This is a genomic window from Stenotrophomonas sp. GD03877 (assembly GCF_029840555.1).
Taxonomy (GTDB): Bacteria; Pseudomonadota; Gammaproteobacteria; order Xanthomonadales; family Xanthomonadaceae; genus Stenotrophomonas; species Stenotrophomonas geniculata.
This window is the reverse complement of record NZ_JAOCCT010000001.1, coordinates 234,937-256,512: the sequence shown is the minus strand read 5'-3', so window position 1 is coordinate 256,512 and position 21,576 is coordinate 234,937. Positions and strand designations below refer to the sequence as shown.

Below are 21,576 nucleotides of genomic sequence, written 5' to 3'. Positions count from 1 at the left end.
TTGAAAGCGGAAGTGCCTAATTAGGCCTTCTTGGCTTCCTTACGGATGATGACTTCGTCGGAGTACTTCACGCCCTTGCCCTTGTACGGCTCCGGCTTGCGGAACGCACGGATCTTGGCGGCAACTTCACCGACGACCTGCTTGTCAGCGCCCTGGACCAGGATCTCGGTCTGGGTCGGGGTGGTGATGGTGATGCCTTCCGGCGCCACGAACACGACCGGGTGCGAGAAACCGAGCGACAGGCTCAGGTCCTTGCCCTGCATGGCAGCACGGTAACCCACGCCGACCAGCTCCAGCTTGCGCTCGAAGCCTTCGGACACGCCCTTGACCATGTTGGCCAGGATCGCACGCACGGTACCGGTCAGTGCGACCAGCTCGGCGTTCTCGGTGCTCAGGGTGGCAACGCCGTTGTCGACGTTGATGGCAATACCGGCCGGCTTGGCCAGCGACAGGGAGCCCTTCGGGCCCTTGGCGGTGACGCTGTCCGACTGGACGTTCAGTTCAACCTTACCCAGGTCGATCGGCTTCTTGGCTACGCGGGACATAGTTCTACTCCTTTCGCCTTAGGCCACGAAGCACAGGACTTCGCCGCCGACGCCCAGCTGGCGCGCCTGCGCATCAGTCATGATGCCCTTGGAGGTGGAAATGATGGAGATACCCAGGCCGTTCATGACCTTCGGCAGCTCGCTCTTGCCGCGGTACTGGCGCAGGCCCGAACGCGAGAAGCGCTTCAGGGTCGCGATGACCGGCTTGCCTTCGAAATACTTCAGCACGATTTCCAGCTCGGACTTGTTGTTCTCCAGCTGGGTCACGCGCAGGTCGGTGATGTAACCCTCGTCCTTCAGGACCTGGGCGATCGCAACCTTGATCTTGGACGACGGGGCTTTCACCGTCTGCTTGCCAACCGCGGCCGCATTCTTGATGCGGACCAGCAGGTCGGCGATGGGATCAGTCATGCTCATATGAGTACCTTTGAGTGCACCGATATCCGCTTTCGCGAAAATCTGTTGTCTCCTGGAAACGGGCCAGGTCCCTTGATGCAGCGGGCCGGAAGCCCACTCCTACGACCCCGTTTGCGCAGGGCAAGACGCGGGAGTATACGCCAAAAGAGCCCGGCTTGCGCCGGGCTCTTCGGTTTTTTTGCGTCGGGAAAGCTGAATGCCTCCCCTGCCCGGTTCAGGAACCCCCGGAGGGGCTCCTGATCGCAGGGCCGGCTGGGATTACCAGCTGGCCTTGCGCAGACCCGGGACGTCGCCACGCATGGTGGCTTCACGCAGCTTGTTACGGCCGAGGCCGAACTTGCTGTAGACGCCACGCGGACGACCCGACAGCTCGCAACGGTTGCGCTGGCGGCTCGGCGACGAATCGCGCGGCAGCTTGGCCAGCTTGGTTGCGGCGTCGATCTTCTCTTCGTAGGTCGCGTCCACGGAGGACACGATCTTCTTCAGAGCCGCACGCTTTTCAGCGTACTTCTTTGCCAGCTTTTCCCGCTTGATGTCGCGGTTGACCATGGAGGTCTTTGCCATTTCGGTTTCCTCGACAGATCAGTTACGGAACGGGAACTTGAACGCTGCCAGCAGCGCCTTCGCTTCCGCGTCGGTCTTCGCAGTGGTGGTGATGGCGATATCCATACCGCGGATCGCGTCGACGGCGTCGAAGTCGATTTCCGGGAAGATGATCTGCTCCTTCACACCCATGTTGAAGTTGCCGCGGCCGTCGAAGGAACGACCGGAAACACCACGGAAGTCGCGCACGCGCGGCAGCGAGATGTTGATCAGGCGATCCAGGAACTCGTACATCTTGTGGCGACGCAGCGTGGTCTTGCAGCCGATCGGCCAACCATCGCGGATCTTGAACGACGCAACCGACACACGCGACTTGGTGACAACCGGCTTCTGGCCGGAAATCTTGGTCATGTCGCCGACGGCGTTTTCCAGGATCTTCTTGTTGGTGGCCGCTTCGCCGACACCCATGTTCAGGGTGACCTTGACCAGCTTCGGCACTTCCATCGGATTGGTGTAGCCGAACTGCTTCATCAGCGCCGGCACCACTTCGTCCTTGTAGAACTTTTCGAGACGGGAACTCATCTTCTCATTCCTCAGGCGTCGAGCGCCTCACCGCTGGAGCGGAACACACGCAGTTTGCGTCCATCCTCCAGCACCTTGAAGCCAACGCGTTCGCCCTTGCCCGAAGCCGGGTTCAGAACATTCACGTTGGAGATATGGATCGAAGCTTCGCGCTCGACCACGCCGCCGGCAACACCTGCCTGCGGGTTCGGCTTGGTGTGGCGCTTGACGATGTTCACGTTGGCGACGACCACACGGTCGCCGTCGACGCGGACGACTTCGCCCTGCTTGCCCTTGTCCTTGCCAGCGTTGACGACAACCTGGTCGCCCTTCTTGATACGGTTAGCCATGATTATCTCCTGTCGCTCACAGCACTTCGGGAGCGAGCGAGACGATCTTCATGAACTTCTCCGAACGAAGTTCACGGGTCACCGGCCCGAAGATACGGGTACCGATCGGCTCCTGCTTGCTGTTCAGCAGAACGGCAGCGTTGCCGTCGAAGCGGATCAGCGAGCCGTCGGCGCGACGCACACCCTTGCGGGTACGCACCACGACGGCGTCATACACTTCACCCTTCTTGACCTTGCCGCGCGGAATCGCATCCTTCACGGTGACCTTGATGATGTCGCCGATGCCGGCGTAACGGCGCTTGGAACCACCCAGCACCTTGAAGCACATCACCTGCTTGGCACCCGAATTGTCCGCGACGTCAAGGTAGCTCTGCATCTGGATCATGATTCAGACTCCTTATTCAGCCGCACGCGTGATGACTTCCACCACGCGCCAGTTCTTGGTCTTGGACATCGGAGCAATCTCGGTCACGCGGACGACATCGCCTTCCTTGCAGGCGTTGTCGGCATCGTGGGCGTGCAGCTTCGTCGAGCGCTTGATGTACTTGCCGTACAACGCGTGCTTGACCTGACGCTCAACCAGGACGGTAACCGTCTTGTCCATCTTGTTGCTGACGACACGGCCTTCGACCGTGCGCAGCGTCTTCTTTTCAGTATTGTCGCTCATAGCGGCCATCCTTACTTCGTGCTGCCGAGCAGGGTCTTGACGCGAGCAATCTCGCGACGGACCCGGCGAATGTCGTGGGTCTTCGGCAGCTGGCCGGTGACCTGCTGCATACGGACAGAGAACTGTTCCTTACGCAGGTCGATCAGGTGGGCCTTGAGTTCGTCAGCCGACTTTTCACGGAGAGTTTTGATATCCATCAGCGCACCGTACGGGTCACGAAAGTGGTGGTGACCGAGAGCTTGGCGGCGGCCAGGCGGAACGCCTCGCGAGCCACTTCCTCGGAAACACCCTCGATTTCATAGATCATGCGGCCGGGCTGGATCTGGGCCACCCAGTATTCCACGTTACCCTTACCAGAACCCATTCGGACTTCGATGGGCTTCTTGGTGATGGGCTTGTCGGGGAACACGCGGATCCACATCTTGCCGCCGCGCTTGACGTAGCGGCTGATCGAGCGGCGGGCCGCTTCGATCTGACGCGCGGTCAGCTGACCGTGTGCGGTTGCCTTCAGGCCGTATTCGCCGAAGCTGACAGCGTTGGCGCTCCAGCTCAGGCCATCGTTACGGCCCTTGTGTACCTTGCGGTACTTGGTTCGCTTGGGTTGCAACATTGTCGTTACCTCGCTTCACGGGCCGGGCGCTGACGGTCACCACGGTCGCCGCGATCGTGACGATCGTTGCGCGACGGGGTGTCGTCCTGCTTTTCCTGGCCAACCTGGGAGAAATCGAAGACCTCGCCCTTGTAGATCCAGACCTTGATGCCGATGATGCCGTAGGTCGTCTTGGCTTCAGCGAAGCCATAGTCGATGTCGGCACGCAGGGTGTGCAGCGGCACGCGGCCTTCGCGGTACCACTCCGAACGGGCGATTTCTGCACCGTTGAGGCGGCCACCGACGTTGACCTTGATGCCCAGGGCACCCAGGCGCATCGCGTTGCCGACCGAGCGCTTCATTGCACGGCGGAACATGATGCGACGCTCCAGCTGCTGGGCGATCGACTCGGCAACGAGCTGCGCGTCCAGTTCCGGCTTGCGCACTTCGGTGACGTTGATGTGCGCCGGGACGCCCATCATTTCGCTCACTTCCTTGCGCAGCTTCTCGATGTCCTCACCGCGCTTGCCGATCACCACGCCCGGACGGGCGGTGTGGATCGTCACGCGAGCGGTCTTGGCCGGACGCTCGATCAGGATCTTGCTGATGCCGGCCTGAGCCAGCTTCTTGCGCAGCATGTCGCGCACTTTCAGGTCGGCTGCCAGGTAACCAGCGAACTCGGCCTTGTTGGCGTACCACTTGGAGTTCCAGTCCTTGGAAATGCCGAGGCGGATACCAATCGGATGAACTTTATGACCCATGGTCTTTTCCTTATCCGCTTACTTGGCGGCGCCCACAACCACAGTGATGTGGCTGGTGCGCTTGAGGATGCGGGTACCGCGGCCTTTCGCCCGCGCCATGAAACGCTTCAGGGTCGGACCTTCATCAACCATGATGGTCTGAACCTTCAGCTCGTCGACGTCGGCGCCCTGGTTGTTTTCGGCATTTGCAATAGCCGACTCCACCACCTTCTTGATCAGGTGGGCAGCCTTCTTGTCCGAGAACTTCAGCAGGTTGACCGCACGCTCGGCCGGCAGACCGCGCACCTGGTCAGCGACCAGACGAGCCTTCTGCGGGGAGATGCGCGCAGTGCGCAGGATGGCTTTCGCTTCCATTGTCATCTCTCCTTACTTGCCCGACTTCTTGTCACCACCGTGACCCTTGAAGGTCCGGGTGATGGCAAATTCGCCGAGCTTGTGGCCGACCATGTTCTCGTTGACGAGAACCGGGATGTGGTTCTTGCCGTTATGCACGGCAATGGTGACGCCTACCATGTCAGGCAGGATCATCGAACGGCGCGACCAGGTCTTGATCGGCTTCTTGCTGCCCGCAGCGGCCTCCACCTTCTTGACGAGGTGGTGATCGACGAACGGGCCCTTCTTGAGTGAACGTGCCATGGTCGATTAGCCCCTACGATCGCGGACGATGAACTGCTGAGTGCGCTTGTTATGGCGCGTCTTGTAACCCTTGGTCGGGACACCCCACGGGGTGACCGGATGCGGATTACCCTGGCCGGCCTTCGCCTCACCACCACCGTGCGGGTGGTCAACCGGGTTCATGGCAGCACCACGAACGGTCGGGCGGACGCCGCGCCAACGCTTGGCACCGGCCTTGCCCAGCTTTTCCAGGCTGTGCTCGTCGTTGCCGACTTCGCCGATGGTGGCGCAGCACTCGACCGGAACCTTACGCATTTCACCCGAGCGCAGGCGCAGGGTGGCGTAGATGCCTTCACGAGCCACCAGCTGCACGGCCGCACCCGCGGCGCGAGCGATCTGAGCGCCCTTGCCCGGCTTCAGTTCGATGCAGTGGATGGTGGTGCCGACCGGGATGTTGCGCAGCGGCAGGGTGTTGCCGGCCTTGATCGGGGCATCCGAACCAGCGATCACCTGATCACCAGCCTTCAGGCCCTTCGGGGCGATGATGTAGCGACGCTCACCGTCGACGTAGCACAGCAGAGCGATGTGCGCGGTGCGGTTCGGATCGTATTCGATGCGTTCCACGCGCGCCGGGATGCCCAGCTTGTTGCGCTTGAAGTCGATGATGCGGTAGTGCTGCTTGGCACCACCACCGACGTGACGCACGGTGATGCGGCCATGGTGGTTACGACCACCCGAGCGGCTCTGCGACTCGACCAGCGCAGCGTGCGGAGCACCCTTGTGCAGGTCGGGAGTGACCACGCGCACGGCCGAACGGCGGCCGGGGGAAGTGGGCTTGAATTTCATCAATGGCATGGGATGTACCTCAGGCCTTGGCCGTTACATCGATCGACTGGCCATCGGCCAGGCGAACGTACGCCTTGCGCCAATCGCCGCGGCGGCCAGCACGGTTACGGAAGGACTTGTTCTTGCCCTTGACGTTGACCACGTTGACGGCTTCGACCTTGACGTCGAACAGCTGCTCAACCGCGGCCTTTACATCGGCCTTGGTGGCTTCGTTCGAAACTTCGAAGACATACTGGTTGGAGAGTTCCTGCAGGCGCGCGGTCTTTTCGGAGACACGCGGGGCACGCAGCACGCTGAAGATTTTTTCGTTGCTGTTCATGCCAGCCACTCCTCGACCTTCTTGACCGCGTCAGCGGTGATGACGACCGTGTCGGCACCCACCAGCGAGACCGGATCCAGACCCTGGACGTCACGCACCTGCACGTACGGCAGATTGCGGGCGGACAGGTACAGGTGCTCGGACGCTTCTTCGGTGACGATCAGCGGGCGCTTGCCCACTTCCAGGCCGGCCAGCTTGGCGATCAGACCCTTCGTGTTGGTCACTTCGACGTCGAAGGACTCCACGATGGTCAGACGGCCCTGACGGTTCAGCTCGGACAGGATCGCGCACATGGCGGCACGGTACTGCTTACGATTGACCTTCTGCTCGAAGCTGCGCGGCTTGGCCGCGAAGGTGACACCGCCGCCGACGAAGATCGGAGCCGTCAGTGCGCCATGACGCGCGCCGCCGCCCTTCTGCTTCTTCGACTTCTTGGTGGTACCAGCCACTTCGGAGCGAGTCTTCTGTGCCTTGGTGCCGGCGCGACCGGCGTTGCGGTAGGCAACGACGACCTGGTGGACCAGATCTTCGCTGAAATCGCGACCGAACACGGCGTCGGAGACCGAGACCTTGTTGTTGCTACCCGTGATAACGAGTTCCATCGTCATCTCTCCTTATGCCTTGCTCGCCGGACGGACGATCACGTCGCCACCCGCCGCGCCCGGAACGGCGCCGCGAACGGCGATCAGACCGCGCTCGACGTCGACCTTGACCACTTCCAGGTTCTGGGTGCTCTGCTGCACCGCGCCCATGTGGCCCGACATCTTCTTGCCCGGGAAAACGCGACCCGGGGTCTGGCGCTGACCCAGCGAACCCGGCGCGCGATGCGACAGCGAGTTACCGTGGGTTGCATCGCCCATACGGAAGTTGTGGCGCTTGATGGTGCCCTGGAAGCCCTTACCCTTGGTGACACCCTGAACGTCGACGATCTGGCCGACTTCGAAGATGTCCGCCTTGACTTCGCCGCCAACGGCGAAATCGCCGAGCTGCGCGTCTTCAACGCGGAATTCCCACAGGCCACGACCCGCTTCCACCTTCGCCTTGGCGAAGTGGCCGGCTTCCGGCTTGTTGACCAGAGCAGCGCGACGCGCGCCGACGGTCACCTGCACGGCGCTGTAGCCGTCGGTTTCGACGGTCTTGATCTGCGCGATGCGGTTCGGGGTTGCTTCGATCAGGGTCACCGGGATGGAGCGGCCATCTTCAGTGAACACGCGGCTCATGCCGGCCTTGCGGCCCACGAAGCCCAACGAATACTTCTTCGTCATGGTCGTAGTCCTCAGGTCAGCTTGATCTGAACGTCGACGCCGGCAGCCAGTTCGAGCTTCATCAGCGCGTCCACGGTCTTGTCATTCGGGTCAACGATATCGAGCACGCGCTTGTGCGTGCGGGTCTCGTACTGGTCACGCGCGTCCTTGTCGACGTGCGGGGAAACGAGAACGGTGTAACGCTCGATCTTGGTCGGCAGCGGGATCGGGCCACGCACTTGCGCGCCGGTCCGCTTTGCCGTTTCAACGATCTCGCTGGCCGAACGGTCGATCAGACGATGATCGAACGCTTTCAGCCGGATCCGGATCTTTTGGTCCGCCATGGCGGTAGGTTCCTTCGTTAAAAGAGCGACAGACAAAGCCTCTGGGTTGCTTTGTCCCATGAAATTCCTGAATACGGACGGCCCACACTCCTGCAGGCCGACAAGGTCACTCCATAGACCTCAAAAACGTAGGCAGACCCGTTCCCAGGCCTGCCCAGACGTAGAAGCATAATGGCACGCAAGGCAGCTGTCAACAGTCGCCTGTTGACGCCGCCTGAATGGCATTGACCCTTCCTGGTCCGGGGAACACAAGGCACATCCTGTGCCTGCTTTCCCATTTGATACGCCCCGATGCCCTACCCAGGCAACATCGGGGCGCAGATACTACCAGATTACTCGATGATCTTCGAGACCACGCCGGCGCCGACGGTACGGCCGCCTTCGCGGATGGCGAAGCGCAGGCCTTCGTCCATTGCCACCGGGTTGATCAGGGTGACGACCATCTTGACGTTGTCACCCGGCATCACCATTTCGACGCCTTCCGGCAGTGCAGCTGCGCCGGTGATGTCGGTGGTGCGGAAGTAGAACTGCGGACGGTAGCCGTTGAAGAACGGGGTGTGACGGCCGCCCTCGTCCTTCGACAGGACGTAGACTTCGCCTTCGAACTTGGTGTGCGGCTTGATCGAACCCGGCTTGGCCAGGACCTGGCCACGCTCGACGTCGTCACGCTTGGTGCCGCGCAGCAGCAGGCCAGCGTTGTCGCCTGCCTGACCCTGGTCCAGCAGCTTGCGGAACATTTCAACGCCGGTCACGGTGGTCTTCTGCACCGGACGGATGCCGACGATTTCGATTTCGTCGCCAACCTTGATCACGCCGCGCTCGATACGACCGGTCACCACGGTGCCGCGGCCCGAGATCGAGAACACGTCTTCCACCGGCATCAGGAACGGCTTGTCGATCGCGCGCTCCGGCTCCGGAATCCAGCTGTCCAGGGCGTCGACCAGCTTCAGGATGGCCGGCACACCGATGTCGCTCTGGTCGCCTTCCAGCGCCAGACGGGCCGAACCGGCGATGATCGGGGTGTCGTCGCCCGGGAAGTCGTACTTGCTCAGCAGCTCGCGCACTTCCATCTCGACCAGCTCGAGCAGCTCGGCGTCGTCAACCATGTCGGCCTTGTTCAGGAACACGACGATGTACGGCACGCCGACCTGACGCGACAGCAGGATGTGCTCGCGGGTCTGCGGCATCGGGCCGTCAGCGGCCGAGCACACCAGGATCGCGCCGTCCATCTGGGCGGCACCGGTGATCATGTTCTTGACGTAGTCAGCGTGGCCCGGGCAATCGACGTGGGCGTAGTGACGGACCGGGGATTCGTATTCGACGTGCGCGGTCGAGATCGTGATACCACGAGCCTTTTCTTCCGGAGCGGCGTCGATCGAGGAGTAATCCTTGAACTCGCCACCGAAGCGCTCGGCACCGATCTTGGTCAGTGCAGCGGTCAGCGTGGTCTTGCCGTGATCGACGTGACCGATGGTGCCGACGTTGACGTGCGGCTTGGTGCGCTCGAACTTACCCTTTGCCATTGTTCTATACCTTGATTGTTCGTAAGTGGTTTCAAGAGAGGCTGAGCGAGGCTCAGCCCTTCTTCATGACGGCTTCGGCGATGTTGGTCGGCGCCGGCTCGTAGTGATCGAATTCCATGGTGAAGGTGGCGCGGCCCTGGGTCTGCGAACGCAGCGCAGTGGCGTAGCCGAACATTTCACCCAGCGGGATCATCGCGTTGATGATGCTGGCCGAACCGTCACCGGTGGTGTCGGAACCCTGCAGCACGCCGCGACGACGGCTGACGTCGCCCATCACGTCACCCTGGTAATCCTCCGGGGTCACGATCTCGACCTTCATGATCGGCTCCAGCAGCACCGGCTTGGCCTTGGCGAAGCCCTGCTTGAAGGCCATCGACGAAGCCAGCTTGAACGCCATTTCCGAGGAGTCGACGTCGTGGTACGAACCGAACACCAGCTTCACCTTGACGTCCACGACCGGGAAGCCAGCCAGCGGGCCGCTGGTGATGGTTTCGCGCAGGCCCTTTTCAACCGACGGAATGAATTCCTTCGGGATCACGCCGCCGGTGATGTCGTTGATGAACAGGAAGTCGTCCTTGATCATCGGAGCGATCTTCGGATCGGCGCGATCTTCAGCGGTGATCGGCGACAGCTCGATCACGACGTGACCGTACTGACCCTTACCACCGGACTGCTTGGCGTGCTTGTAGTCCGACTTGACGTCGGCCAGGGTGATGGTTTCGCGGTAGGCCACCTGCGGCGCGCCGACGTTGGCTTCAACGTTGAACTCGCGCTTCAGGCGGTCGACGATGATGTCCAGGTGCAGCTCGCCCATGCCCGAGATGATGGTCTGGCCGGATTCTTCGTCGGTCTTGACGCGGAACGACGGATCTTCCTGCGCCAGACGGCCCAGGGCCAGACCCATCTTTTCCTGGTCCGACTTGGTCTTCGGCTCGACGGCCATCGAGATCACCGGCTCCGGGAACGTCATGCGCTCCAGGATGATCGGGGCGTCCACGGCGCACAGGGTGTCACCGGTGGTGGTGTCCTTCAGGCCCACGGCAGCGGCGATGTCACCGGCCAGAACTTCCTTGATTTCCTCGCGGTTGTTCGAGTGCATCTGCAGGATGCGGCCGATGCGCTCCTTCTTGCCCTTCACCGAGTTCAGCACGGTGTCGCCACCGTTCAGGGTGCCCGAGTAGACACGGAAGAAGGTCAGCGCGCCGACGAACGGGTCGGTGATGATCTTGAAGGCCAGCGACGAGAACGGAGCCTTGTCGTCCGACTTGCGGGTCATTTCGACGGTGTCGTCGTCAACGTCCACGCCCTTCACGTCCGGCACGTCGACCGGCGACGGCAGCAGCTGGATCACGCCGTCCAGCATGGCCTGCACGCCCTTGTTCTTGAAGGCCGAGCCGCAGTACATCGGCACGATTTCAGTGGCCAGGGTGCGAGTACGCAGCGCATTGATGATTTCAGCCTCGGCCAGCTCTTCGCCGCCCAGGTACTTTTCCATCAGCTCTTCGCTGGCTTCGGCAGCGGTCTCGACCATGAACTGGCGAGCCTCTTCAGCCGGGCCCTGCAGTTCGGCCGGGATTTCACCGTACTCGAACTTCATGCCCTGCGAAGCCTCATCCCAATGGATGGCCTTCATCTTCAGCAGGTCGACAACGCCCTTGAAGTTGTCTTCAGCGCCGATCGGCAGCTGCATCGGCACGGCAACCGCGCCCAGCTTGGCCTTCAGCTGGCCGACGACCTTCTGGAAGTTGGCACCGGTGCGGTCCATCTTGTTGACGAACGCGATGCGCGGCACGTGGTACTTGTTGGCCTGGCGCCACACGGTTTCCGACTGCGGCTGCACGCCACCGACGGCGCACAGGACGAAGACGGCACCGTCGAGCACGCGCAGCGAGCGCTCCACTTCGATGGTGAAGTCGACGTGCCCGGGGGTGTCGATGATGTTGAAGCGGTGCTCCGGCAGGGACTTGTCCATGCCCTTCCAGAACGCGGTGGTGGCAGCGGACTGGATCGTGATGCCACGCTCCTGCTCCTGCTCCATCCAGTCCATGGTGGCGGCGCCGTCGTGCACTTCACCGATCTTGTGGCTCTTGCCGGTGTAGAACAGGATGCGCTCGGACGTGGTGGTCTTGCCGGCATCGATGTGAGCCATGATGCCGAAGTTACGGTAACGCTCGATGGGAGTGGAACGGGCCACGGGAGCCTCTCAGATTTCTTGGATTTCGGATGGCCGAACGCCGCCTTTCGGCGGCCTTCGGATTGGCGCAGCCCTTCTGGGACCGCGAGGCAGCACGCACCGAAGTGGTGCTGCCCTGCCTGTTTTACAAGGCCGTCAAACTCACCAGCGGTAGTGGGCGAATGCCTTGTTGGCTTCGGCCATGCGGTGGGTTTCTTCGCGCTTCTTGATGGCGCCGCCACGGTTTTCCGAGGCGTCGATCAGTTCAGCAGCCAGCTTCTTCGGCATGGTGTTCTCACCACGCTTGCGCGCGGAGTCGATCAGCCAGCGCATGGCCAGAGCCATCTTGCGCGACGAACGCACTTCGACCGGCACCTGGTAGGTGGCACCACCGACGCGGCGCGACTTGACTTCGACCGCCGGAGCGACGTTGTCCAGAGCCTTCTGCACCAGCTCAATGGCGTTGGCGCTGCTGTTCTTCTCGGTGATCACGTCCATGGCGCCGTACACGATCTTTTCGGCGACGGACTTCTTGCCGCTCTGCATGACCATGTTGATGAAGCGGGCGATGGTTTCGCTTCCGTGCTTCGGATCGGGCAGGACGGAACGCTGCGGAGTATTACCCTTACGCGACATAGTGCTCTCTCCTTATGCCTTCGGACGCTTGGCGCCGTACTTGGAACGGGCCTGGCGACGCTTGGCAACGCCGGCGGCGTCGAGCGAGCCACGAACGGTGTGGTAACGCACACCCGGCAGGTCCTTGACGCGACCGCCGCGGATCAGGACCACGGAGTGCTCCTGCAGGTTGTGGCCTTCACCACCGATGTAGGAAATCACTTCTTCCTGGTTGGTCAGGCGGACCTTGGCAACCTTGCGCAGAGCCGAGTTCGGCTTCTTCGGAGTGGTGGTGTAGACACGGGTGCAGACGCCACGGCGCTGCGGGCACTTGTCGAGCGCCGGCGAGGCACTCTTGTAGGTGGTCGCTTGCCGCGGCTTGCGGACCAGCTGGTTGATCGTCGCCATCAGTAGGTTCTTCTGATTGGTGGCCGGAAAATCCGACCAGAGATGCGGAAATGTTAAAGCAGGCCAAAATTCTGGCCTGCTGAGACAGACGATTGTAGCAACCCGTCAGGAAAGCAGTCAAACGCCTCCTGTCAAGCCCGTTCCTGATCCTGGAACGTTACTGGGGGGCCTCCATGTACCCCGTTCAGGTTGGCCGGGGCGATCGCGGACGACCTCCCCTGCCCTTTCCCTACCCGTCGATGAACCGACGGGGTGGTCCGGCCTTGCGGCCGGACCGGATACCTCATTCTTCGCCGGACGCCTGTTCAGCTTCAGCTTCAACGGCCGGAGCCTCGACTGCAGCCGGGGTGCCGGTCAGGGCCTGCATCTCCGAGTCGGTCAGACCCGAAGCGCCGCGGCGGCGGCTGCTGTGGTACGACAGACCGGTACCGGCCGGGATCAGGCGGCCCACGATCACGTTTTCCTTCAGACCGCGCAGGTTGTCCTTGGTACCGCGGACGGCCGCTTCGGTCAGCACGCGGGTGGTTTCCTGGAACGACGCGGCCGAGATGAACGATTCGGTCGCCAGCGAGGCCTTGGTGATACCCAGCAGGACCGGATCGAAGTGCGCCGGCAGCTCGTTGCGGGCTGCAAGGCGGGCATTCTCCTCGATAACGCGCTGACGCTCCACCTGCTCGCCGTTCAGGAACTTGCTGCTGCCCTGGTCGGTGATCTCGACCTTGCGCAGCATCTGGCGGGTGATCACCTCGATGTGCTTGTCGTTGATCTTCACGCCCTGCAGGCGGTACACGTCCTGGATTTCCTTCACCAGGTAGGCCGCCAACGGTTCGACACCCAGCAGGCGCAGGATGTCCTGCGGGCTCGGCTCGCCGTCCACGATGGTTTCACCCTTGGTGACATGCTCGCCTTCGAACACGATGACCTGGCGGTACTTCGGAATCAGCTCTTCGTGCTCCGAACCATCGGTGTCCTTGATGATCAGGCGCTGCTTGCCCTTGGTGTCCTTGCCGAAGCTGATGATGCCCGAACGCTCGGCCAGCACCGCCGGATCCTTCGGCTTGCGCGCTTCGAACAGATCGGCCACGCGCGGCAGACCACCGGTGATGTCGCGGGTCTTCGACGCTTCCTGCGGAATCTTGGCGACCACGTCACCCACGCCGACGGCAGCGCCGTCCTGCAGGTTGACGATCGAGCGCGGCGGCAGCAGGTACTGCGCCGGCAGGTCGGTGCCCGGAATCGACAGGTCGTTGCCCTTGGCGTCGACGATGCGCACGATCGGGCGCAGATCCTTGGCCTGGGTACCACGACGCTTCGGATCGGTGATTTCGCGCGAAGCAAGGCCGGTCAGCTCGTCGGTCTTCTCGATGACGGTGATGCCGTCGACGAAGTCGATGAAGCGGATGAAGCCGGCCACTTCCGACACGATCGGGTGGTTATGCGGATCCCAGTTGGCCACGGTCTGGCCCGCCTTGATCGCATCACCGTCCTTGGACGTGATGGTCGCACCGTACGGCAGCTTGTAACGCTCACGCTCACGGCCGTGGGCATCGAGCACCGAGATTTCGCCCGAGCGCGACACTGCCACCAGCGAGCCGTTGGCATGCTCGACGGACTTGAGGTTGCTGAACTTGACCGAGCCGGTGGTCTTGACGGTGATGTTGTCGACCGCAGCAGCTCGCGACGCCGCACCACCGATGTGGAACGTACGCATGGTCAGCTGGGTACCCGGCTCACCGATGGACTGGGCGGCGATGACGCCGACCGCTTCACCGATGTTGACCAGGTGACCACGGGCCAGATCGCGGCCGTAGCAGCGCGAGCAGACACCGAAGGCCGATTCGCAGGAGATGGTCGAGCGGACCTTGATGGTCTGCACGCCGGCATCTTCCAGCTTGGCAACCCAGGCTTCGTCCAGCAGGGTGTTGCGGGTGACGATCGGATCTTCGTCGTTGCCCGGCAGGAACACGTCCTCGGCAACCACGCGACCCAGCACGCGGTCCTTCAGCGGCTCGACCACGTCGCCGCCTTCCACGATCGGGGTCATGATCAGGCCTTCGGTGGTACCGCAATCCACCTCGGTGATCACCACGTCCTGCGCGACGTCGACCAGACGACGGGTCAGGTAACCCGAGTTCGCGGTCTTCAGCGCGGTATCGGCCAGACCCTTACGGGCACCGTGGGTGGAGTTGAAGTACTCCTGCACGTTCAGGCCTTCGCGGAAGTTCGCCTTGATGGGCGTCTCGATGATCGAGCCATCCGGACGGGCCATCAGGCCGCGCATGCCGGCCAGCTGACGGATCTGCGCCTGCGAACCACGCGCACCGGAGTCGGCCATGATGTACAGCGAGTTCATCGACTTCTGGTCGATGGTCTCACCCTTGGCGTTGACCACCTTCTCGGTACCGATGGTGTCCATCATCGCCTTGGCGATGCGCTCGTTGGTGCGCGACCAGATGTCGACCACCTTGTTGTAGCGCTCGCCGGCGGTGACCAGGCCCGACTGGTACTGCTCCTGGATTTCCAGCACTTCGGCTTCGGCCTCGGTGAGGATGCCCTTCTTCTCGTCCGGGATCAGCATGTCGTCGATGCCGATGGAGACGCCGGCGCGGGTCGCGTACGCGAAGCCGGTGTACATCAGCTTGTCGGCGAACACGACCGTGTCCTTCAGGCCCAGCTGGCGGTAGCTGGAGTTGATCAGGCGGCTGATGTTCTTCTTGGTCAGCTCGACATTGGCCAGCGCGAACGGCAGGCCTTCCGGCAGGATTTCAGCCAGCAGGGCGCGACCGATCGTGGTGTCCACGATCGAGGTCTTGTTCTGCTTGTTGCCGTCTTCGTCGGTCACCACCTCGGTGATGCGGACCTTGACCTTGGCGTGCAGTTCCACCACGCGGTTGTCGTAGGCACGCTTGACTTCGGCGATGTTGGCGAAGGCCATGCCCTCGCCCTTCTTGTTTTCCAGCGAGCGGGTCATGTAGTACAGACCCAGCACGACGTCCTGCGACGGCACGATGATCGGCTCGCCGTTGGCCGGCGACAGGATGTTGTTGGTGGACATCATCAGCGCACGCGCTTCCAGCTGGGCTTCCAGCGAGAGCGGCACGTGGACGGCCATCTGGTCACCGTCGAAGTCGGCGTTGAACGCGGTGCAGACCAGCGGGTGCAGCTGGATGGCCTTGCCTTCGATCAGCACCGGCTCGAACGCCTGGATGCCCAGACGGTGCAGGGTCGGCGCACGGTTCAGCATCACCGGATGCTCGCGGATGACCTCTTCCAGGATGTCCCAGACTTCGGCTTCTTCGCGCTCGACCAGCTTCTTGGCAGCCTTGATGGTGGTGGCCAGGCCACGACGCTGCAGCTTGGCGAAGACGAACGGCTTGAACAGCTCGAGCGCCATCTTCTTCGGCAGGCCGCACTGGTGCAGGCGCAGGTACGGACCGACCACGATGACCGAACGGCCCGAGTAGTCGACGCGCTTGCCGAGCAGGTTCTGGCGGAAGCGACCCTGCTTGCCCTTGATCATGTCGGCCAGCGACTTCAGCGGGCGCTTGTTGGTGCCGGTGATGGCACGGCCACGACGGCCGTTGTCCAGCAGCGCATCGACCGATTCCTGCAGCATGCGCTTTTCATTGCGCACGATGATGTCCGGCGCGCTCAGTTCGAGCAGGCGGCGCAGGCGGTTGTTGCGGTTGATGACGCGGCGGTACAGGTCGTTCAGGTCGGAGGTCGCGAAGCGGCCGCCATCCAGCGGGACCAGCGGACGCAGGTCCGGCGGCAGCACCGGCAGCACGGTCATGACCATCCACTCCGGACGGTTGCCCGATTCCAGGAAGGCTTCGATCAGCTTGATGCGCTTGGTGAGGCGCTTGAGCTTGGTTTCCGAACCGGTAGCGGCGATTTCCTCGCGCAGGCGGGTCATTTCCGACTGCAGGTCGATGGTGCGCAGCAGTTCGTACACGGCCTCGGCGCCCATGGCGGCGTCGAAGTCGTCACCGTGCTCCTGGCGGGCCTGCAGGTACTGTTCTTCGGTCAGCAGCTGGCGGCGTTCCAGGGCGGTCAGGCCCGGCTCGGTCACCACGTAGGCTTCGAAGTACAGCACGCGCTCGATGTCGCGCAGGGTCATGTCCAGCATCAGGCCGATGCGCGACGGCAGCGACTTCAGGAACCAGATGTGCGCGACCGGCGAGGCCAGGTCGATGTGGCCCATGCGCTCGCGACGCACCTTGGCCAGGGTCACTTCGGTGCCGCACTTTTCGCAGACCACGCCGCGGTGCTTCATGCGCTTGTACTTGCCGCACAGGCACTCGTAGTCCTTCACCGGGCCGAAGATGGCGGCGCAGAACAGGCCGTCGCGTTCCGGCTTGAAGGTACGGTAGTTGATGGTTTCCGGCTTCTTCACTTCGCCGAAGGACCACGAACGGATCAGGTCCGGCGAAGCCAGCGCGATCTTGATCGCGTCGAAGTCCAGCGTCTGGCGCTGCTGGTTGAAGAGGTTGAGCAGGTCTTTCATGGTGTTCTCCAGAAGGAGGAATGCTGTGTCGATGGGCTTTCAGTTCACTGCCAGCGGCGCGGCGGCGGACCGCCGCGCCGGCATGGATCAGTTGTCTTCCAGTTCCATGTTGATAGCCAGCGAGCGGATTTCCTTCACGAGCACGTTGAAGGATTCCGGCATGCCCGCGACCATCTCGTGCTCACCGTCGACGATGTTCTTGTACATCTGGTTGCGGCCCTGCACGTCATCGGACTTCACCGTCAGCATTTCCTGCAGGGTGTAGGCCGCGCCGTAGGCTTCCAGCGCCCAGACTTCCATTTCACCGAAGCGCTGGCCGCCGAACTGCGCCTTGCCGCCCAGCGGCTGCTGGGTGACGAGCGAGTACGGACCGGTCGAACGGGCGTGCATCTTGTCGTCGACCAGGTGGTTCAGCTTCAGATAGTGCATGTAACCCACGGTGGTGTGGCGATCGAACGCTTCACCGGTGCGGCCGTCGTACAGCTGGGTCTGGCCACTGCTCGGCAGGTCGGCCAGTTCCAGCATGCGCTTGATTTCCGCTTCGGTGGCGCCGTCGAACACCGGAGTGGCCATCGGCACGCCGTCGGTCAGGTTGCGGGCCAGACGCAGCAGTTCCTCGTCGCTGAACTGCGACAGGTCGACACGGTTGGCCACGTTGGTGTCGTCGTGGTTGTAGATGTCGTCCAGGAACTTGCGCAGGTCGGCAACGGCGGCTTGGGCCTCCATCATCGCCTGGATCTTGCGGCCCAGGCCCTTGGCGGCCCAGCCCAGGTGCACTTCCAGGATCTGGCCGATGTTCATACGCGACGGCACGCCCAGCGGGTTCAGCACGATGTCCACGGTCTCGCCCGAGGCCATGTACGGCATGTCCTCGACCGGCACCACGTTGGAGACCACACCCTTGTTGCCGTGGCGGCCTGCCATCTTGTCACCCGGCTGGATGCGGCGCTTCACGGCCAGGAATACCTTGACCATCTTCAGCACGCCCGGGGCGAGGTCGTCACCGGCGGTGATCTTGCCGCGCTTGTCGGCGAAGCGACGCTCGAACTCCTTCTCGTGCGCCTGGATCTGCTTCTGCGCGCGCTCGATGGCTTCCGAAGCGTCCTCGTCCTTCATGCGCAGGGCGAACCAGTCAGCCTTCTTCAGGCCGTCCAGGAAGGCGTCGCTGATCACGTCACCCTTCTTCAGGCCAGCGCCACCGTTGACCACCTTGCCCACGATCTGCGAACGCAGACGCATGTAGATGGCGGCTTCCAGGATGCGGAACTGGTCGTCGAAGTCCTTCTTGACGCGCTTGATTTCAGACTCTTCGATCTGGCGGGCGCGCTTGTCCTTCTCGATGCCGTCGCGGGTGAAGACCTGCACGTCGATGACGGTGCCGTCCATGCCCGGCGGAACGCGCAGCGAGCTGTCCTTAACGTCCGAAGCCTTCTCGCCGAAGATCGCGCGCAGCAGCTTCTCTTCCGGGGTCAGCTGGCTTTCGCCCTTCGGGGTGACCTTGCCGACCATGATGTCGCCGGCGCGGACTTCGGCACCGATGTACACCACGCCGCTCTCGTCCAGGCGGTTCAGCGCCTGCTCGGAGACGTTCGGGATGTCGGCGGAGATTTCCTCCGGCCCCAGCTTGGTGTCACGCGCAACGCAGGTCAGCTCTTCGATGTGGATCGTGGTGTAACGATCCTCTTCCACCACGCGCTCGGAGAGCAGGATGGAGTCTTCGAAGTTGTAGCCGTTCCACGGCATGAACGCGATCAGCATGTTCTGGCCCAGGGCCAGTTCACCGATGTCGGTGGACGGACCGTCGGCCAGCACGTCGCCGCGGGCGATGACGTCACCCACCTGGACCAGCGGACGCTGGTTGATGCAGGTGTTCTGGTTCGAACGGGTGTACTTGACCAGGTTGTAGATGTCCACGCCTGCGTCGGTGGCGCCAACGATCTCTTCCTCGTTGACCTTGACCACGATGCGGGCGGCGTCGATCTGCACGATCTCGCCACCACGACGGGCGTTCACGGTCACACCGGAGTCACGGGCCACGGCGCGCTCGATGCCGGTACCGACCAGCGGCTTCTGCGCACGCAGGGTCGGCACGGCCTGACGCTGCATGTTGGCGCCCATCAGTGCGCGGTTCGCGTCATCGTGCTCCAGGAACGGAACCAGCGCGGCCGCGATCGACACGGTCTGCATCGGCGAGACGTCCATGAAGTGGACTTCCGCCGGCGGCTTCAGCAGCGATTCGCCCTGGAAGCGGCACGGAACGAACTGCTCGGTCAGCATGCTGTCGGCATTGGTCAGGGCGTTGGCCTGCGCAATGACGTACTCGTTTTCTTCGATCGCCGACAGGAACTCGACTTCGTCATAGACCTTGCCGTCCACGACCTTGCGGTACGGGGTCTCAAGGAAACCGTACTGGTTGGTGCGGGCGTACACGGCCAGCGAGTTGATCAGGCCGATGTTCGGGCCTTCCGGGGTTTCGATGGTGCAGACGCGGCCGTAATGGGTCGGGTGCACGTCACGCACTTCGAAGCCGGCGCGCTCACGGGTCAGGCCGCCCGGGCCCAGGGCCGAGACGCGACGCTTGTGGGTCACTTCCGACAGCGGGTTGTTCTGGTCCATGAACTGCGACAGCTGCGAGGAGCCGAAGAACTCCTTGATGGCAGCGGCGACCGGCTTGGCGTTGATCAGTTCCTGCGGGGTCAGGCCTTCCGACTCGGCCATCGACAGGCGCTCCTTGACCGCGCGCTCGACGCGGACCAGGCCCACGCGGAACACGTTCTCGGCCATTTCACCGACCGAACGCACGCGACGGTTGCCCAGGTGGTCGATATCGTCGACCACGCCGCGACCGTTGCGGATCTCGGTCAGGACCTTGATCACGTCCAGGATGTCGGAGCTGTCGCCATGGGCGGCGACCAGGCGCTTGGACTCTTCGTCGTTGCGCTCACCGTAGTACTTGCGGTCGTACAGCACGGCTTCGCCGGTGGTTTCCTTGCGGCCCACGCGACGGTTGAACTTCATGCGGCCGACCGCGGACAGGTCGTAGCGCTCGAAGGTGAAGAACAGGTTGTGGAACAGGTTCTGCGCGGCATCCTTGGTCGGCGGCTCGCCCGGACGCATCATGCGGTAGATCTCGACCAGGGCTTCCAGCTGGGTCTTGGTCGGGTCGATGCGCAGGGTGTTGGACAGGTACGGGCCACGATCCAGATCGTTCACCCACAGGGTGCCCACGGCATCCACGCCAGCCTTGCGGAAGGCCTGCAGCTGCTCGTCGGTGATCTCGTCATTGGCCTGGGCCAGCAGTTCGCCGGTCGAGGCGTCGACCACGTCGTGCGACAGGATGCGGCCGACGATGTAGTCGTCCGGCACGGCCAGGGCGGCGATGCCCGAGGCTTCCAGCTGCTTGATGTGGCGCGCGGTGATGCGCTTGCCGGCTTCCACGATGACCTTGTCGCCGTCGGCGAGGTCAAAGCCCAGGGTTTCGCCACGCAGGCGCTCCGGCACCAGCTCCAGCTGGACGCCTTCATCCGGGTTGATGTGGAAGGTGTTGATCTCGAAGAACTCGGCCAGCATCTCTTCGTTGCTGTAGCCAAGCGCGCGCAGCAGGATCGACACCGGCAGCTTGCGGCGGCGGTCGATACGGGTGAACAGCGCGTCCTTCGGGTCGAACTCGAAGTCCAGCCAGGAACCGCGGTAAGGAATGATGCGGGCGCTGTACAGCAGCTTGCCCGAGCTGTGGGTCTTGCCACGGTCGTGGTCGAAGAACACACCCGGCGAGCGGTGCAGCTGCGAGACGATGACGCGCTCGGTGCCGTTGACGATGAAGGTGCCGTTCTCGGTCATCAGCGGGATTTCGCCCAGATAGACCTCCTGCTCCTTCACGTACTTGATGGCCTTGGTCGACGACTCACGGTCGTAGATCACCAGGCGCACGGTCACGCGCAGCGGGGCGCCGTAGCTCATGCCACGCTGGCGGCACTCACGCTCGTCGAAGACCGGTTCGCCCAGCTTGTAGCCGACGTATTCCAGGGCAGCATTGCCGCTGTAGCTGGCGATCGGGAAGACCGACTTCAGCGCAGCGTGCAGGCCGTGGTCCGTGCGCTTGGCCGGATCGACGTTTTCCTGCAGGAATTCACGATAGGAATCCACCTGGATGGCGAGCAGGAACGGCACTTCGAGAATCGAGCGCTGCTTGCCGAAATCCTTGCGGATACGCTTTTTTTCGGTGAACGAATAGGACGTCATGAGGTCTTCCACCTTGTTGTGCGGATCGTGCGCCCACGATCCGAAGGGAACTTGAAATTGTCAGTTGGAAGTCGCTGGTATTGCCGGCACCAGCACGCCTTCTCCCGCTACTTCCAACTGCCAACTCGTCTGCATCCACTCCCCCGCTGCCGCGCGCTGCGCTGGCCGGCCGGGGTCTGACCGCAGCCCGTGTTGGGCTTTTTGCCGCTCGTTACATCCACGCGTGGCGTGGATCTACAACACTGCAACAACGACCAAAGGCCGGGGGCTTACGCCCCCAGCCTTGGCTGCATCGCCGTGAATCGGT

The 21,576-nt window shown here is 62.8% G+C and carries 23 protein-coding genes; all 23 read right to left on the bottom strand.

Annotated elements, in window-relative coordinates:
* Positions 1-20: 20 nt before the first annotated feature.
* The gene (gene rplF / locus N5D20_RS01170) at positions 21-545 is read right to left on the bottom strand and encodes a 50S ribosomal protein L6 (protein WP_010483977.1); all 525 of its coding nucleotides are present in this window, start codon (positions 543-545) and stop codon (positions 21-23) included.
* A gap of 18 nt (positions 546-563) precedes the next feature.
* Positions 564-962, bottom strand: coding sequence for a 30S ribosomal protein S8 (gene rpsH / locus N5D20_RS01165; RefSeq protein ID WP_005408210.1), 399 nt, complete (start codon positions 960-962; stop codon positions 564-566).
* Positions 963-1,220: 258 nt separating this feature from the next.
* Entirely contained in the window at positions 1,221-1,526 is a 306-nt protein-coding gene (gene rpsN, locus N5D20_RS01160) for a 30S ribosomal protein S14 (protein WP_005408209.1), read from the bottom strand.
* Between the two features lie 18 nt (positions 1,527-1,544).
* Positions 1,545-2,087: a 50S ribosomal protein L5 gene (gene rplE, locus N5D20_RS01155; protein ID WP_004154491.1), complete on the bottom strand. Its 543-nt coding sequence runs from the start codon at positions 2,085-2,087 to the stop codon at positions 1,545-1,547.
* An 11-nt stretch (positions 2,088-2,098) separates the two neighbouring features.
* Positions 2,099-2,416 carry a 50S ribosomal protein L24 gene (gene rplX, locus N5D20_RS01150; RefSeq protein ID WP_004154490.1) on the bottom strand — a complete coding sequence of 106 codons (318 nt, stop codon included), beginning with the start codon at positions 2,414-2,416 and terminating at the stop codon, positions 2,099-2,101.
* Positions 2,417-2,432: 16 nt separating this feature from the next.
* Complete coding sequence (rplN, locus tag N5D20_RS01145; RefSeq protein WP_004145357.1) at positions 2,433-2,801, bottom strand: 50S ribosomal protein L14; 369 nt, start codon at positions 2,799-2,801, stop codon at positions 2,433-2,435.
* Between the two features lie 12 nt (positions 2,802-2,813).
* Entirely contained in the window at positions 2,814-3,083 is a 270-nt protein-coding gene (gene rpsQ / locus N5D20_RS01140) for a 30S ribosomal protein S17 (RefSeq protein ID WP_004154489.1), read from the bottom strand.
* Between the two features lie 11 nt (positions 3,084-3,094).
* Positions 3,095-3,280, bottom strand: coding sequence for a 50S ribosomal protein L29 (gene rpmC, locus N5D20_RS01135; protein ID WP_004154487.1), 186 nt, complete (start codon positions 3,278-3,280; stop codon positions 3,095-3,097).
* The gene (rplP, locus tag N5D20_RS01130; RefSeq protein WP_004154486.1) at positions 3,280-3,693 is read right to left on the bottom strand and encodes a 50S ribosomal protein L16; all 414 of its coding nucleotides are present in this window, start codon (positions 3,691-3,693) and stop codon (positions 3,280-3,282) included. The genes rpmC and rplP overlap by 1 nt, the downstream gene beginning before the upstream one ends.
* Positions 3,694-3,698: 5 nt before the next feature.
* Positions 3,699-4,433, bottom strand: a complete 735-nt coding sequence (rpsC, locus tag N5D20_RS01125) for a 30S ribosomal protein S3 (RefSeq protein ID WP_005415414.1) — start codon at positions 4,431-4,433, stop codon at positions 3,699-3,701.
* Between the two features lie 18 nt (positions 4,434-4,451).
* On the bottom strand, positions 4,452-4,787 hold the full coding sequence (rplV, locus tag N5D20_RS01120; protein ID WP_004145348.1) for a 50S ribosomal protein L22: 336 nt from the start codon (positions 4,785-4,787) through the stop codon (positions 4,452-4,454).
* Between the two features lie 12 nt (positions 4,788-4,799).
* A complete protein-coding gene (gene rpsS / locus N5D20_RS01115) occupies positions 4,800-5,069 on the bottom strand; it encodes a 30S ribosomal protein S19 (RefSeq protein WP_004154485.1) in 270 nt (89 codons plus the stop codon).
* A gap of 6 nt (positions 5,070-5,075) precedes the next feature.
* A complete protein-coding gene (gene rplB, locus N5D20_RS01110) occupies positions 5,076-5,903 on the bottom strand; it encodes a 50S ribosomal protein L2 (RefSeq protein WP_004145339.1) in 828 nt (275 codons plus the stop codon).
* 10 nt (positions 5,904-5,913) lie between these two features.
* On the bottom strand, positions 5,914-6,213 hold the full coding sequence (gene rplW, locus N5D20_RS01105; protein WP_004145338.1) for a 50S ribosomal protein L23: 300 nt from the start codon (positions 6,211-6,213) through the stop codon (positions 5,914-5,916).
* Positions 6,210-6,815 (bottom strand): 50S ribosomal protein L4, encoded by a 606-nt coding sequence (rplD, locus tag N5D20_RS01100; RefSeq protein WP_004145337.1) that lies wholly within the window; start codon positions 6,813-6,815, stop codon positions 6,210-6,212. Before rplD ends, rplW begins: the two co-directional genes overlap by 4 nt.
* A gap of 12 nt (positions 6,816-6,827) precedes the next feature.
* The gene (rplC, locus tag N5D20_RS01095; RefSeq protein ID WP_004145336.1) at positions 6,828-7,478 is read right to left on the bottom strand and encodes a 50S ribosomal protein L3; all 651 of its coding nucleotides are present in this window, start codon (positions 7,476-7,478) and stop codon (positions 6,828-6,830) included.
* An 11-nt stretch (positions 7,479-7,489) separates the two neighbouring features.
* On the bottom strand, positions 7,490-7,801 hold the full coding sequence (gene rpsJ, locus N5D20_RS01090) for a 30S ribosomal protein S10 (protein ID WP_005408208.1): 312 nt from the start codon (positions 7,799-7,801) through the stop codon (positions 7,490-7,492).
* Between the two features lie 332 nt (positions 7,802-8,133).
* Positions 8,134-9,324 carry an elongation factor Tu gene (gene tuf, locus N5D20_RS01085; RefSeq protein WP_004154360.1) on the bottom strand — a complete coding sequence of 397 codons (1,191 nt, stop codon included), beginning with the start codon at positions 9,322-9,324 and terminating at the stop codon, positions 8,134-8,136.
* Between the two features lie 52 nt (positions 9,325-9,376).
* The gene (gene fusA / locus N5D20_RS01080; RefSeq protein WP_010480354.1) at positions 9,377-11,518 is read right to left on the bottom strand and encodes an elongation factor G; all 2,142 of its coding nucleotides are present in this window, start codon (positions 11,516-11,518) and stop codon (positions 9,377-9,379) included.
* 141 nt (positions 11,519-11,659) lie between these two features.
* Positions 11,660-12,133 carry a 30S ribosomal protein S7 gene (gene rpsG, locus N5D20_RS01075; protein ID WP_004145321.1) on the bottom strand — a complete coding sequence of 158 codons (474 nt, stop codon included), beginning with the start codon at positions 12,131-12,133 and terminating at the stop codon, positions 11,660-11,662.
* Between the two features lie 12 nt (positions 12,134-12,145).
* The gene (gene rpsL / locus N5D20_RS01070; protein WP_004145320.1) at positions 12,146-12,520 is read right to left on the bottom strand and encodes a 30S ribosomal protein S12; all 375 of its coding nucleotides are present in this window, start codon (positions 12,518-12,520) and stop codon (positions 12,146-12,148) included.
* 283 nt (positions 12,521-12,803) lie between these two features.
* Complete coding sequence (gene rpoC / locus N5D20_RS01065) at positions 12,804-17,027, bottom strand: DNA-directed RNA polymerase subunit beta' (protein ID WP_019338152.1); 4,224 nt, start codon at positions 17,025-17,027, stop codon at positions 12,804-12,806.
* An 87-nt stretch (positions 17,028-17,114) separates the two neighbouring features.
* On the bottom strand, positions 17,115-21,269 hold the full coding sequence (gene rpoB / locus N5D20_RS01060) for a DNA-directed RNA polymerase subunit beta (protein ID WP_010480373.1): 4,155 nt from the start codon (positions 21,267-21,269) through the stop codon (positions 17,115-17,117).
* Between the last annotated feature and the right edge of the window lie 307 nt (positions 21,270-21,576).

Excerpts from the sequence above, each read along its gene's own strand:
- rplF (WP_010483977.1), bottom strand. The coding sequence starts at position 545 with ATGTCCCGCGTAGCCAAGAAGCCGATCGACCTGGGTAAGGTTGAACTG.
- rpsH (WP_005408210.1), bottom strand. The coding sequence starts at position 962 with ATGAGCATGACTGATCCCATCGCCGACCTGCTGGTCCGCATCAAGAAT.
- rpsN (WP_005408209.1), bottom strand. The coding sequence starts at position 1,526 with ATGGCAAAGACCTCCATGGTCAACCGCGACATCAAGCGGGAAAAGCTG.
- rplE (WP_004154491.1), bottom strand. The coding sequence starts at position 2,087 with ATGAGTTCCCGTCTCGAAAAGTTCTACAAGGACGAAGTGGTGCCGGCG.
- rplX (WP_004154490.1), bottom strand. The coding sequence starts at position 2,416 with ATGGCTAACCGTATCAAGAAGGGCGACCAGGTTGTCGTCAACGCTGGC.
- rplN (WP_004145357.1), bottom strand. The coding sequence starts at position 2,801 with ATGATCCAGATGCAGAGCTACCTTGACGTCGCGGACAATTCGGGTGCC.
- rpsQ (WP_004154489.1), bottom strand. The coding sequence starts at position 3,083 with ATGAGCGACAATACTGAAAAGAAGACGCTGCGCACGGTCGAAGGCCGT.
- rpmC (WP_004154487.1), bottom strand. The coding sequence starts at position 3,280 with ATGGATATCAAAACTCTCCGTGAAAAGTCGGCTGACGAACTCAAGGCC.
- rplP (WP_004154486.1), bottom strand. The coding sequence starts at position 3,693 with ATGTTGCAACCCAAGCGAACCAAGTACCGCAAGGTACACAAGGGCCGT.
- rpsC (WP_005415414.1), bottom strand. The coding sequence starts at position 4,433 with ATGGGTCATAAAGTTCATCCGATTGGTATCCGCCTCGGCATTTCCAAG.
- rplV (WP_004145348.1), bottom strand. The coding sequence starts at position 4,787 with ATGGAAGCGAAAGCCATCCTGCGCACTGCGCGCATCTCCCCGCAGAAG.
- rpsS (WP_004154485.1), bottom strand. The coding sequence starts at position 5,069 with ATGGCACGTTCACTCAAGAAGGGCCCGTTCGTCGATCACCACCTCGTC.
- rplB (WP_004145339.1), bottom strand. The coding sequence starts at position 5,903 with ATGCCATTGATGAAATTCAAGCCCACTTCCCCCGGCCGCCGTTCGGCC.
- rplW (WP_004145338.1), bottom strand. The coding sequence starts at position 6,213 with ATGAACAGCAACGAAAAAATCTTCAGCGTGCTGCGTGCCCCGCGTGTC.
- rplD (WP_004145337.1), bottom strand. The coding sequence starts at position 6,815 with ATGGAACTCGTTATCACGGGTAGCAACAACAAGGTCTCGGTCTCCGAC.
- rplC (WP_004145336.1), bottom strand. The coding sequence starts at position 7,478 with ATGACGAAGAAGTATTCGTTGGGCTTCGTGGGCCGCAAGGCCGGCATG.
- rpsJ (WP_005408208.1), bottom strand. The coding sequence starts at position 7,801 with ATGGCGGACCAAAAGATCCGGATCCGGCTGAAAGCGTTCGATCATCGT.
- tuf (WP_004154360.1), bottom strand. The coding sequence starts at position 9,324 with ATGGCAAAGGGTAAGTTCGAGCGCACCAAGCCGCACGTCAACGTCGGC.
- rpsG (WP_004145321.1), bottom strand. The coding sequence starts at position 12,133 with ATGTCGCGTAAGGGTAATACTCCGCAGCGTTCCGTCCTGCCCGATCCG.
- rpsL (WP_004145320.1), bottom strand. The coding sequence starts at position 12,520 with ATGGCGACGATCAACCAGCTGGTCCGCAAGCCGCGGCAAGCGACCACC.
- rpoC (WP_019338152.1), bottom strand. The coding sequence starts at position 17,027 with ATGAAAGACCTGCTCAACCTCTTCAACCAGCAGCGCCAGACGCTGGAC.
- rpoB (WP_010480373.1), bottom strand. The coding sequence starts at position 21,269 with ATGACGTCCTATTCGTTCACCGAAAAAAAGCGTATCCGCAAGGATTTC.